The 12059-nt window shown below is 71.6% G+C and carries 10 protein-coding genes and 1 pseudogene; 2 read left to right on the plus strand and 9 right to left on the minus strand.

Translation table 11 applies throughout. The features are described 5' to 3' along the window. Positions 1–35: 35 nt before the first annotated feature. The 9 genes and pseudogenes from pnp to rimP form a co-directional block, all read right to left on the minus strand. Entirely contained in the window at positions 36–2165 is a 2130-nt protein-coding gene (pnp, locus tag V7Q31_RS04520; RefSeq protein WP_333832486.1) for a polyribonucleotide nucleotidyltransferase, read from the minus strand. Between the two features lie 167 nt (positions 2166–2332). Then, the gene (gene rpsO / locus V7Q31_RS04525; protein ID WP_333832487.1) at positions 2333–2602 is read right to left on the minus strand and encodes a 30S ribosomal protein S15; all 270 of its coding nucleotides are present in this window, start codon (positions 2600–2602) and stop codon (positions 2333–2335) included. Beyond that, positions 2586–3521, minus strand: a complete 936-nt coding sequence (gene truB, locus V7Q31_RS04530; protein WP_333832488.1) for a tRNA pseudouridine(55) synthase TruB — start codon at positions 3519–3521, stop codon at positions 2586–2588. The genes rpsO and truB overlap by 17 nt, the downstream gene beginning before the upstream one ends. Further along, the gene (rbfA, locus tag V7Q31_RS04535) at positions 3518–3937 is read right to left on the minus strand and encodes a 30S ribosome-binding factor RbfA (RefSeq protein ID WP_333832489.1); all 420 of its coding nucleotides are present in this window, start codon (positions 3935–3937) and stop codon (positions 3518–3520) included. Before rbfA ends, truB begins: the two co-directional genes overlap by 4 nt. Positions 3938–3958: 21 nt before the next feature. Continuing rightward, a complete protein-coding gene (gene infB, locus V7Q31_RS04540) occupies positions 3959–6514 on the minus strand; it encodes a translation initiation factor IF-2 (RefSeq protein ID WP_442976354.1) in 2556 nt (851 codons plus the stop codon). 393 nt (positions 6515–6907) lie between these two features. Next, positions 6908–7096, minus strand: a pseudogene (locus V7Q31_RS19180) (translation initiation factor IF-2 associated domain-containing protein); the annotation flags it as partial. After that, entirely contained in the window at positions 7059–7802 is a 744-nt protein-coding gene (locus V7Q31_RS04545; protein ID WP_442976352.1) for an RNA-binding protein, read from the minus strand. The gene V7Q31_RS04545 and the pseudogene V7Q31_RS19180, both read right to left, overlap by 38 nt. Next, entirely contained in the window at positions 7771–9456 is a 1686-nt protein-coding gene (nusA, locus tag V7Q31_RS04550; RefSeq protein WP_333832491.1) for a transcription termination factor NusA, read from the minus strand. Before nusA ends, V7Q31_RS04545 begins: the two co-directional genes overlap by 32 nt. 4 nt (positions 9457–9460) lie before the next feature. Then, positions 9461–10087, minus strand: a complete 627-nt coding sequence (gene rimP, locus V7Q31_RS04555; RefSeq protein WP_333832492.1) for a ribosome maturation factor RimP — start codon at positions 10085–10087, stop codon at positions 9461–9463. A gap of 251 nt (positions 10088–10338) precedes the next feature. Here rimP and V7Q31_RS04560 point away from each other — a divergent pair, with 251 nt between their 5' ends. Further along, positions 10339–11616 carry a lytic murein transglycosylase gene (locus tag V7Q31_RS04560; RefSeq protein WP_333832493.1) on the plus strand — a complete coding sequence of 426 codons (1278 nt, stop codon included), beginning with the start codon at positions 10339–10341 and terminating at the stop codon, positions 11614–11616. Beyond that, positions 11613–12050: a hypothetical protein gene (locus V7Q31_RS04565; protein WP_333832494.1), complete on the plus strand. Its 438-nt coding sequence runs from the start codon at positions 11613–11615 to the stop codon at positions 12048–12050. The genes V7Q31_RS04560 and V7Q31_RS04565 overlap by 4 nt, the downstream gene beginning before the upstream one ends. Positions 12051–12059 lie beyond the last annotated feature (9 nt).

A 12059-nucleotide genomic window follows, 5' to 3' on the forward strand; every position in this document is an offset into this window, starting at 1 on the left:
GGCCCAGGTCGCCGCGCCCGAAGGGCGCGGGCGCTTCACGCCTCGGCGTCGGCCTGTTCGCCCTGCTTTATCTCCTGACCGGTCGCCTGATCGACGACCTTCATCGACAGGCGCGTCTTGCCGCGCTCGTCGAAGCCCATCAGCTTGACCTTCACCTCCTGGCCCTCCTTCACGAGGTCCTTGGGGTTCACGCCGCGCTCGCTCGACATCTGGGAGACGTGCACCAGCCCGTCGCGCTTGCCGAAGAAGTTCACGAAGGCGCCGAACTCCATGATCTTCACCACCTTGCCGGTGTAGATCTTGCCGATCTCGGGCTCCGCCGCGATGGAGAGGATCAGATCCTTGGCCTTCTCGATGGCGGCCGGATCGCTTGAGGCGATCTTGATGAGGCCGTCGTCGTTGATGTCGACCTTCGCGCCCGACTCCTCGACGATCGAGCGGATCACCTTGCCGCCCGAGCCGATCACTTCGCGGATCTTGTCGGTCTTGATCTGGATCGTCTCGATGCGCGGGGCGTGGGCGCCGACGTCGCGGCGGCCCTCGGTCAGCGCCTGCGACATCTCGCCGAGGATGTGCATCCGCCCGTCCTTCGCCTGGGCGAGCGCCTGCTTCATGATCTCGGGCGTGATGCCCGCCACCTTGATGTCCATCTGCAGCGAGGTGACGCCGGACGCCGTGCCGGCCACCTTGAAGTCCATGTCGCCGAGATGGTCCTCGTCGCCGAGAATGTCGGTAAGCACGGCGAAGCGGCCGCCCTCCTCGAGGATCAGGCCCATCGCGACGCCCGCCACCGGCGCCTTGAGCGGCACGCCGGCGTCCATCATCGACAGCGACGCGCCGCAGACGGTCGCCATCGAGGAGGAGCCGTTCGACTCGGTGATCTCGGAGACGATGCGGATGGTGTAGGGGAAGTCGGTCGCCGCCGGCAGCACCGCCTGGAGCGCACGCCAGGCGAGCTTGCCATGGCCGATCTCGCGGCGGCCCGGTCCGGCCATGCGGCCCGCCTCGCCGACGGAGTAGGGCGGGAAGTTGTAGTGCAGCATGAAGCGCTCGCGGGTGGTCCCCTCCAGAGCGTCCACGAATTGCTCGTCGTCGCCGGTGCCGAGCGTGGTGACGACGAGCGCCTGCGTCTCGCCGCGGGTGAACAGCGCCGAGCCGTGGGTGCGGGGCAGGAGCCCGGCTTCGGCCACGATGGGCCGCACGGTGACGAGGTCGCGCCCGTCGATGCGGGGCTTGCCGTCGAGGATGGCGCCGCGGACGATCTCGGATTCGAGCTCCTTGAAGGCGCTCTTCACGGCGTTCGAATCGGCCTTCTCGTCGTCGGAGAGGCCCGCCTCCACCGCGTCGCGCGCCGCGCCGAGCAGGGCCACGCGCGCGACCTTGTCGGTGGTCGCATAGGCTTCGGCGAGCTTGTCGGCGGCCAATTCGCGCACCCGGGCGGCGACGGCCCCGCTTTCGGGGGGCGTGAAGTCGAAGGGCTCCTTCGCCGCTTCCTCGGCCAGCGCCACGATCAGGTCGATCACCGGCTGCATCTGCGCGTGGCCGAAGGTGACCGCGCCGAGCATGTCGTCCTCGGAGAGCTCGTAGGCCTCCGACTCGACCATCATCACCGCCTCGCGGGTGCCGGCCACCACTAGATTGAGCTTGCTCTCGGGCAGCTCGTCGATCTTGGGGTTGAGCACATAGGCGCCGGCGATCAGGCCGACGCGCGCGCCGCCGATCGGGCCCATGAAGGGCACGCCGGAGATGCACAGCGCGGCTGAGGTCGCCACCATCGCGACGATGTCGGGGTCGTTCTCGAGGTCGTGGCTCAGCACGGTGCAGATCACCTGCGTCTCATGCTTGAAGCCGGGCACGAAGAGCGGGCGGATCGGGCGGTCGATCAGCCGCGAGGTCAGCGTCTCCTTTTCGGTGGGACGGTTCTCGCGCTTGAAGAAGCCGCCGGGGATCTTGCCGGCCGCGTAATACTTTTCCTGATAGTGGACCCCGAGCGGGAAGAAATCGAGCCCCGGCTTGGGTTTCTTTTCGAAGACGACCGTGGCGAGCACGCTGGTCTCGCCGAGGGTGGCGACGACGGCGCCGTCGGCCTGGCGGGCGATCTTGCCCGTCTCGAGGGTCAGCGTTTCGCCGCCCCACTGCATTTCCTTGCGAACGATGTCGAACATTCCGTTTCCTTGCATATGCGGCCATCCCCCTGGACGGTCCGCGGCGTCGCCCCTTCACGGGCGGGCTCCCTCCGCGATGCGCGCAGCCCGGAGCCGGGAGCGGCGCGCCTCCTTGGAACGTCGAAGGCGCGCCGAGCGTCCGGCGCGCCTTCGGGTCGTCTCGCGCTTCAGCGGCGGATGCCGAGGCGCTCGATCAGCGCGCGATAGCGCGCCTCGTCCTTGCCGCGCACATAGTCGAGCAGCTTGCGCCGCTGGCTGACCATCTTCAGCAGGCCGCGCCGCGAGTGCACGTCCTTCTTGTGGGTCTTGAAGTGCTCGGTGAGATTCGAGATGCGGGTGGTCAGGATGGCGACCTGCACTTCGGGAGAGCCGGTGTCGCCCTCCTTGGTCGCATAGTCCTTCACCAGCGCGGTCTTCACGTCAGGCGTGATCGACATCGGGTCCTCCTTCGGTCAGGGTGAACACCCGGTCCGGATGCAGAAGCCCGCCCCGATAGACGCCGATGGCGACCGGCTGGCCCTTGCGGGCCGCCCATGCCGCGTCGCCCCAGGAGAGGTCTCCGCCCGCAACCGGCGCCGGCCGCCCCTGTCGGAGCATGGCCGCCGCCGCCGCCGAGACGGCCAGAGCCGGGATGTCGTCCAGCCCGGTCGCCACCGGCAGCAGATGCGCTTCAATCGCGTCGCTATGACGGATTTCGTCGAGTTTATCAAACGCAATCGCATCCTCGGCGCGGAACGGCCCGCTCCAGATGCGGCGCAGCGCCGAGACATGGCCGAAACAGCCCAAAGCCTCGCCCAGATCGCGGGCGATGGCGCGGACGTAGCCGCCCTTGCCGCAGACCATCTCGAATTCCGCATGGTCCGCATCGGGGCGGGCGACCAGCTCCAGCCTCGACACATGCAGCGGGCGCGGCGCCAGCGTCACCTCGCCGCCTGCGCGCGCGACGGCGTATGCGCGCTCGCCGTCCACTTTCACGGCGGAATAGCGCGGGGGCGTCTGGAGAATGTCGCCGGTGAAGGCCGGGAGCGCGGCGCGGATGTCCTCGTCGGAGGGCCGCAATTCGGAACCCGCGGTCGCGGCGCCTTCCGCGTCGTCGGTCTCGGTCGCCTCGCCCCAGCGCACCGTGAAGCGATAGGCCTTCAGCGCGTCGGCGATGTAGGGAACGGTCTTGGTCGCCTCGCCGAAGGCGATGGCGAGCACGCCGGTTGCGAGCGGGTCGAGCGTCCCGGCGTGGCCCGCCTTGTTCGCCCGCGCCGCCCAGCGCGCCTTGGCGACGGCCTGCGCCGAACTGACCCCCAGCGGTTTGTCGAGGATCAGCCAGCCATGCACGTCGCGCCCGCTCTTGCGGCGGCTCAAACGTCGTCCTCGTCGGTCTCGCGCTCGGGGGAGAGGTCGCGCTTCACCGCCGGCTGGCTCATCATCCGCCGCACTTCGTCCATCCGGTCGAAGCTCTCGTCGAGGCGGAAGGCGAGGTCGGGGGCGTATTTGAGGTTGACCGCGCGGGTCACCGCATGGCGCAGCTCGCCCTTGGCGCGGGTCAGCGCCGCCAGCGTCTCCTCGATCCGCCGCCCGCCGAGCGGCATGACGAAAGCCGTGGCGGTGCGCAGGTCCGGCGTCATGCGGACTTCGGACACGGTGATCGACGCGCCCATGAGCCCCGGCTCATGCACGTCGCCGCGCATCAGCGCGTCCGACAGCGCGCGCCGCACCAGCTCGCCGACCTTGAGCTGCCGCTGCGACGGCCCCTTGCCGCTCTCGAACCGTCTGGTCATGGACCCGCAATCGAGCGCCCGTCAGAGCGAGCGCTCGATCTCCTCGGTGGTGAAGATCTCGATCACGTCGCCTTCGCGGATGTCCTCGTAATTCTCGAAGGCCATGCCGCATTCCTGACCGCCCTGCACTTCCTTCACTTCGTCCTTGAAGCGCTTGAGGGTCTTCAACTTGCCTTCGTGGATCACCTTGTTGTCGCGCAGCAGGCGCACGCCCGCGTGCCGGCGGGCGACGCCCTCGGTCACCACGCAGCCCGCGACGTTGCCGACGCCCGACACCTTGAACACCTGCTTGATCGTCGCGTAGCCGATGAAGGTCTCGCGGATCTCCGCCGAGAGCAGGCCCGAAGCCGCGGCCGTCACGTCGTCGACCAGATTGTAGATGATCGAGTAGTAGCGGATCTCGACGCCCTTCTGGTTCGCCGCCTCGCGCGCCGGCGCGTTGGCGCGGACGTTGAAGCCGATGATCGGGGCCTTGGAGGCTTCCGCCAGCCCGACGTCGGATTCGGTGATCGCGCCGACGCCCGAATGAAGCACCCGCACCCGCACTTCGTCGTTGCCGATCTTCTCGAGCGCCTGCACGATCGCCTCGGCCGAGCCCTGCACGTCGGCCTTCACCACCAGCGGCAGTTCGGCGACGTCGGCGTTGGCCTTGGCCTGCGCGAGAAGCTGGTCGAGCGAGGCGCGGGCGCCGGCGGCGGCCTGCTTCTCGCGCGCCTTGCGCTGGCGGTAATCGGCGATCTCGCGCGCCTTGGCTTCGGATTCGACGACGTTGAGCACGTCGCCCGCCTCGGGCGCGCCGCTCAGGCCGAGCACTTCGACCGGCGCGGAGAGCCCGGCCTCGGTCACCCGCTCGCCGCGGTCGTCGATCAGGGCGCGCACCTTGCCCCACTGTTCGCCCACGACGAAGATGTCGCCCGTGCGCAGCGTGCCGCGCTGCACAAGCACGGTCGCCACCGGGCCGCGGCCCACATCGAGCTTGGCCTCGATCACCGCGCCCTCGGCGGGGCGGTCGGGATTGGCCTTGAGGTCGAGGAGCTCGGCCTGCAGCGCGATGTTCTCGAGCAGCGTGTCGAGACCCTGACGGGTGATGGCGGAGACTTCCACGTCGAGCACGTCGCCGCCGAGCTTCTCGACGAACACTTCGTGCTGAAGCAGCTCCTGACGCACCTTGTCGGGGTTGGCGCTGGGCTTGTCGCATTTGTTGATCGCCACGATCATCGGAACGCCCGCCGCCTTGGCGTGGCGGATCGCCTCGATCGTCTGCGGCATCACCGAGTCGTCCGCCGCGACCACGAGGATCACGATGTCGGTCACCTGCGCGCCGCGGGCGCGCATCGAGGTGAAGGCGGCGTGGCCCGGCGTGTCGAGGAAGCTGATCTTCGCGCCGCTCTCGGTCGTGACCTGATAGGCGCCGATGTGCTGGGTGATGCCCCCCGCCTCGCCGGCGACGACGTTGGTCTTGCGCAGCGCGTCGAGCAGCGAGGTCTTGCCGTGGTCGACATGGCCCATGATCGTGACCACGGGCGCCCGCGGCGTCATCGTCTCGGGCGCATCCGAGTCGGCCTGCAGCACGTTCTCGACGTCAGCTTCGGAGACGCGCTGGACGTTGTGGCCGAATTCCTCGACCACGAGCTGCGCGGTGTCGGCGTCGAGCGTCTGGGTGATGGTGGCCATCACGCCCATCTTCATCAGCGTCTTGACCACGTCGGCGCCGCGCTCGGCCATGCGGTTGGCGAGTTCCTGCACGGTGATCGCGTCGGGGATCTTCACGTCGCGCACCACGCGCTCGCGCTCGCCCGTGCCCGTGGTGCGGCGCTTGTCGCGCTCCTGACGGCGGCGCATCGCGGCGAGCGAACGCTGGCGGTCGCCTTCGGCGCCGGTGGTGAGCTGCTCGATGGTCAGCTTGCCGGAGCGGCGGCGGTCGCCGCCGTCGCGGGTCCGCGAGGGGGCGGGGCGCTTTGCGTCGGCGGCGGCGGCGCCGGGGCCGCCCTTGCCGCGCCGGGGGCCGCGGTCGTCATCGGGCATCGCAGCGCCGCGGGTCGGAGCTTCGCGCAGCGCGGTCTCGCGCGGCGAGGTCTCGCGGATGGCGGCGGTCGGCGCGGGACGCGCGGCCTCGCGGGCGCGGGCCTCTGTCTCGGCGCGCTCCTCATCGAGGCGGGCCTGCTCCTCGCGTTCGCGGCGGATGCGCTCCTCCGCTTCGCGCCGCTCGATGTCGGCCATCTCCTTGCGGCGGCGCTCGGCGTCTTCCTCGCGGCGCTTGGTGTCTTCCACCTCCTGCTTGCGACGGGCTTCCTCGTTGCGTTTGGCGATCTCCAGCGCCTTGAGGCGGCGGGCGTACTCCTCCTCGGAGAGCTTCTTGTGCACGGCGCCGCGCCCGGCGGGGCGGCCCTGCGCCTGGCGCGCGCCGCCGCCGCCGTCGCGGCGCTGCGGCTCGCCGCCGCCGCGGGCGGCCGGCTGGGCCTGGGCCGGACGCGCGGCCGCCGGGGCCGGCGCAGCCGGAGCGGGCCGCGCGGGCGGGGCCGGGCGGGGTTCGGAACGCGGTTCGGCCTGCGCGCCGCGTAGCGCGGGCTGCGTCAGCGGACGCGCCGGGGCGGACGCGGCCACGGTTTCGGTCTCGCGCGGCGAACTCGGAGCGTCCAGACGGGGCTCGGGCGCCGGCTTAGTCGCGGGTTCGGGCGCCGCGGCCTCGGCCTTCGCAGCTTCCGGGCGCGCCAATCCGGACGGCGCGGCGGGGACCGGCTCCGGCTCGGCGGCTGAGGGCTTCGCGGCCTCCGGCTGCGGCGTCGCCGGCGCTTCGGCGGCGGGCGCGGGGGGCGGGGAGGGGGCTCGGACGACAGGGGCCCGCGTCTCCGGCTCGGCTGCCTTCGGCTGGGGCGCCGTCGGCGCGGCGGGGCGGGGCGCTGCGGCCTGAGGCGGCGCAGCGGGGGTCGGCAGGGGCGCGGCGCCGGGCTGCGTCGGGGCGATCACGCGCTTGCGGACCTTTTCCACGACCACCGATTTGGTGCGCCCGTGGCTGAAACTCTGGCGCACCCGGGTGGTCTCGCCGCCGCCGCCGCCGCGCAGGCCCAGCGGGCGTCCGCCCTTCTTGTCGCCGCTATCGTCGATCATGAATCGTCCTTCATCAGGCCGCGCCGTCGCGACCCATAGCATCTTCGCCATCGTCGTCCGGATCGTCCGCCGCGCGCGCGGCCACGCTCCGTTCAGATCGGAATCCCGCGAGGCGCCGCGATTCCCGAACCACCCGGTCCGCAGCGCCGCCCGCATCGAGCACGGCGTGTATCACGAAATCGCGCCCGAACGCCAACCCCAGTTCCGTCGCATCCAGCGCGGCGCAGACCGGGGCGTCGCCGGCCAGCGGACGCAGCTTGGCGCGCCCCTGCTCCGACCCGTCCGCCGCCTCGATCAGCGCCGCGACCGGCCCGGCCTTCAACCGCGCCTTCGCCTTCTCGAAGCCGGCGACGGCGAGGCCTGCCTTGCGCGCCAGCCCCAGCGCCTCGACGGCGCGGCGGGCGAGCTGCGCCTCGATTTGCTCCGAAAGATCGGCGGGCGCGGCCGCCGCGGTCTTGAAGCCGCGCGCGAACAGCTTTCGTTTGACGGCTTTTTCAACGAGATCGCGGCGCGCCGTGACCCAGACGCCGCGGCCCGGAAGCCGCTCGGCGAGGTCGGGGACGACGACGCCCTCGGGCGACAGGGCGAAGCGGATCAGCCCTTCGGTCGGCGCGCTCTCGCCGGTCGCGACGCAGCGCCGCTCGGGCCCCTCGCGCAGCTTCGCGCGCCCGCCGCGCGCCATGACCGCAAAGCTCTCCGCCGAATCCACCGCGCCGCGCCCGCCCTCACCGCCGCGCCCAAGGGTCGAGCGGGGCATTGCGGGCGGCGTCCGCGGCGGCTTCTGCGGCCGCCTCCTGCGCCGCGGCTTCGGCGGCGGCGGCCTGCGCCGCCATCTCGGCGACCGCTTCGGGGGTCACCATGCCGAGGGCGATTCGCGCGCCCATCACCAGCCGCTGCGCCTCGTCGAGCGTCACGTCGAAGGGCTCCAGAATCCCGTCGTCCTTAACCCGCTTGCCGTCGGGGCCTTCGGTGAAGCCGCCCGCCAGCTCCCAGTCGGCGCAGGTGGCGAAATCCTCCAGCGTCGTCACGCCGGCCTCGGCGAGCGCCTGGACCATCTGCGGGCTCAGACCCTGGAAGGCGATCAGCGCCTCCTCGGCGCCCAGCGCGCGGGCCTTTTCGAGCGCGGCCTGATTCGCCTCCTCGAGGCTCTCGCGGGCGCGGGCCTGCAGCTCCTCGGCGGTCTCCTCGTCGAAACCCTCGATGGCGGCGAGTTCCTCAAGGTCGATATAGGCGACCTCCTCCAGCGAGGCGAAGCCTTCGGAGACCAGCAGCTGCGCCACCGTCTCGTCGAGGTTCATCGTCTCCATGAAGAGCTTGGAGCGCTCGGCGAATTCCGCCTGACGCCGCGAGCTCTCCTCCTCCTCGGTGAGGATGTCGATGTCCCAGCCGGTCAGCTGGCTGGCCAGCCGCACGTTCTGGCCGCGCCGACCGATGGCGAGGCTGAGCTGCTCCTCGGGCACCACCACCTCGACGCGCTCGCTGTCCTCGTCCATCACCACCTTGGAGACTTCCGCCGGCTGCAGCGCGTTGACGAGGAAGGTCGCCGCGTCCTCGGTCCAGGGGATGATGTCGATCTTCTCGCCCTGAAGCTCGCTCACCACCGCCTGCACCCGGCTGCCCCGCATGCCGACGCAGGCGCCGACCGGGTCGATCGAGTTGTCGTAGGAGATCACGCCGATCTTGGCGCGCGAGCCGGGGTCGCGGGCGACCGCCTTGATCTCGATGACGCCGTCGTAGATCTCCGGCACTTCCATCTTGAACAGCTCGGCCATGAATTCCGGCGCGGTGCGGCTTAGGAAGATCTGGGGCCCGCGCACTTCGGCGCGCACGTCGCGGACATAGGCGCGGATGCGGTCGCCGACGCGATAGGTCTCGCGCGGGATCAGCTGGTCGCGCCGGATCACGCCTTCGCCGCGGCCCAGGTCGACGATGACATTGCCGTATTCGACGCGCTTGACCACGCCGTTGATGATCGTGCCGACGCGGTCCTTGTATTCGTCGTACTGCCGCTCGCGCTCGGCCTCGCGGACTTTCTGCACGATCACCTGCTTGGCGGTCTGGGCGGCGACGCGCCCGAACTCCATGGTCGGGAGCGTGTCGATCTCGATGAAATCGCCGATCTCGGCCTCAGGGTTGAGCGCGCGGGCCTCCTCGATGCTCATCTGGCCCTGATAGTTCTCGACGTCCTCCACGACCTCCTTGACGCGGGTCATCGTGATCTCGCCCGACTTGCGGTCGATCGAGGCGCGCACGTCCACATCGGCGCCGTAGCGGGCGCGGGCGGCCTTGCCGAGGCTGTCCTCCATCGCCTCGAGCACGAGTTCGCGGTCGATCAGCTTCTCGCGCGCGACCGCGTCGGCGATCTGCAGAAGCTCCAGCCGGTTGGCGGAGATGGCGGCGGCGTTGGCCATGCGGTCAGATCCTCTCGCTCGGGGCGGCGCCGGACTCGTCCTCGTCGTCGGCGCGCGCGTCGGTGTCGTCGTCGTCTTCGTCCTCAGTCTCGATCTCGTCGAAGGCGGCGGGGTCGAAGCCCTTGTCCTTCTGCGCCTTGAGGCTGGCTGCGATCAGCTCGTCGGTCAGCACCAGCTTCGCGTCCGACAGCGCGTCGAAGGGCAGGGCGACCGATCCGGTCTCGGTGTCGAGCTTCACCTGCGCGCCCGCCGTCCCGGTCAGCACGCCCTTGAAGCGCTTGCGCCCCTCTATCAGCCCGTCGGTCTCCAGCTTCGCGGTCCAGCCGCTCCAGCGGTCGAAATCGCCCAGGCGGGTCAGCGGGCGGTCGATGCCGGGCGAGGAGACCTCGAGCGTGTATTCGCCGTCGATCGGGTCCTCGACGTCGAGCAGCGCCGAGAGCGCGCGGCTCAGATCGGCGCAATCGTCGACCTCCATCCGCCCGTCGGGCCGCTCCGCCATGACCTGGAGCGTCGGGCGCTTGCCGGCCATCAGGCGCACGCGCACCATCTCGAAGCCCATCCCCGACACGGTCGGACCGATGAGATCGGCGATGCGCCGGTCGAGCGGCGTCTTGGCGAGCATGTCGGTCATCGCGGCCAGCCTGCGGACAACGGGAGGCCCGAAACGACTTCGGGCCGATCAACGGCCCGCCTCGTCTCCCGTGGGACCCGCCATCGGGTGGCGAGGCCGCCGCTGTCGCTCAGGGCTATACCCCGCAGGGCGAAACCGCGCAAGACGCGCCGGATATGGGGCCGAGGCCGGCGATCGGGGCGCGCGCCCCCTACGAAAACGCCGCGCGACGCGCTAAGTGAGGCGCGACGAGCGAGGGAGAGACGTCCGACATGACCCTTCGAACCGCCGCGAGGCTCGCAACCGCCGCCGTCCTGCTGGCCGGATGCGCGCAGTCCGAGCCCGCCGCGCGCGCGCCGGCGCCGCAGGCCCGGCCCGCGACGCCGGTCGCCGCCGACCCGGCCGAACCCGCGCCCCGTCCGGCGAGCTTCGTCGCCTGGCGCGACGGCTTCCGGGCGAAAGCGCGCGCGGCGGGCGTCTCGGACGCGACGTTCGACGCGGCCTTCGCCGGTGTCGGGCTGAATGCGCGCGTGCTGGAACTCGACGGGCGGCAACCCGAATTCGTCCGCCCGATCTGGGACTACATCGACAGCGCGGTCTCCGAGACGCGCGTCGCGACGGGCCGGCGGCTGCGCGTCGAGAAGGCCGACGATCTGGCGCGGATCGAGGCGGCCTATGGCGTTCCGGCCGAGATCGTCCTGGCGATCTGGGGCGCCGAGAGCGCGTTCGGGAGCTTCTACGGCGACATCAACGTGATCGAGGCGCTGGCGACGCTGGCCTATGAGGGGCGCCGCCGCAGCTTCGGCGAGGAGCAGCTGATCGCGGCGCTGACCATCCTGCAGGCCGGCGACATCGCGCCGGAGCGGATGGTCGGCAGCTGGGCCGGGGCGATGGGCCACACCCAGTTCATCCCCACGAGCTATCTCGCCTATGCGGTGGACTTCACCGGCGACGGGCGGCGCGACCTCTGGGCCGAGGACGCGCTCGACGCGCTCGCCTCCACCGCCAACTACCTGGCCCGCGCCGGGTGGCGGACGGGCGCGCCCTGGGGCGCGGAAGCGCGCCTGCCGCAGGGCTTCGACCATGGGCTCGCCGACGGGCGCGCCCGCGACGCCGCCTTCTGGGCCGAGCGCGGCGTGCGGACGGTCGGCGGCGCCGCGCCCGTCGATCACGGCCCGGCGAAGCTGCTTCTGCCCGCCGGCGCGCGCGGCCCGGCCTTTCTGACCTACGCGAATTTCGACGCGATCAAGCGCTACAACAACGCCACCGCCTACGCGCTCGCGGTGGCGCATCTGGCCGACCGGATCGGCGGCGGCGGCCCCTTCGCCGCCGAGTGGCCGCGCGGCGACCGCCCGCTCTCGCGCAGCGAGAAGGAGGAGATGCAGCGCCGGCTGACCGGGCTCGGCTTCGACACGCGGGGCGCCGACGGGATCGTCGGACCCGACACGCGGGCCGCGATCCGGGGGTTCCAGTCGAGCCGCGGCCTGCCGCCCGACGGCTACGACAGCGCCGAGTTGCTGGCGGAGCTGCGACGGGCGGGCGGGCTGTGAGGCGGCGCGCGGTCGTCCTGGGGCTGCTCGCCCTGACGTCCGGGGCGCCTGCGCCGGCGTTCGCCCAGCTGCGCATGCAGGAGCCCGCCGAGTCCCGCCCCGCCATCTCTCCGGGCCGGCGCGAGGGCGTGAACGAGGCGCTGCGGCGGACCGTGACGCTGGTGCTGCGCGCCGAGGCGCGGTCTCAGGGCCTGCCGCCGGAGTTGTCGGACCCCTCGCCGGTCGCCGAGGAGGTGATCGCCAGCCTGCGCACCGGCGCGCGTCTGCCCGAGGGCGTCGAGGCCTTCGCCGTGCCCGACCGGATCAACCGCCGCCTGCCGCATGCGCGCGGCGGCTCGGTCTGGGCCTCGGTCGGCGCGACGCTGATCGAGATCGACCCGGTGCGGCTGACGGTGCTGTCCATCGCCCATGACGTGCTGCCGCCGCAGGTGTGAAGCGGTCGG

The sequence above is a fragment of the Rubrimonas sp. genome, assembly GCF_036788415.1.
Classification (GTDB): domain Bacteria; phylum Pseudomonadota; class Alphaproteobacteria; order Rhodobacterales; family Rhodobacteraceae; genus Rubrimonas.

Bases quoted from the DNA above. Each gene is read 5' to 3' on its own strand.
- nusA (WP_333832491.1), bottom strand. From the start codon at position 9,456: ATGGCCAACGCCGCCGCCATCTCCGCCAACCGGCTGGAGCTTCTGCAG.
- V7Q31_RS04545 (WP_442976352.1), bottom strand. From the start codon at position 7,802: ATGCCCCGCTCGACCCTTGGGCGCGGCGGTGAGGGCGGGCGCGGCGCG.
- V7Q31_RS04560 (WP_333832493.1), top strand. From the start codon at position 10,339: ATGACCCTTCGAACCGCCGCGAGGCTCGCAACCGCCGCCGTCCTGCTG.
- rimP (WP_333832492.1), bottom strand. From the start codon at position 10,087: ATGACCGACATGCTCGCCAAGACGCCGCTCGACCGGCGCATCGCCGAT.
- rpsO (WP_333832487.1), bottom strand. From the start codon at position 2,602: ATGTCGATCACGCCTGACGTGAAGACCGCGCTGGTGAAGGACTATGCG.
- rbfA (WP_333832489.1), bottom strand. From the start codon at position 3,937: ATGACCAGACGGTTCGAGAGCGGCAAGGGGCCGTCGCAGCGGCAGCTC.
- pnp (WP_333832486.1), bottom strand. From the start codon at position 2,165: ATGTTCGACATCGTTCGCAAGGAAATGCAGTGGGGCGGCGAAACGCTG.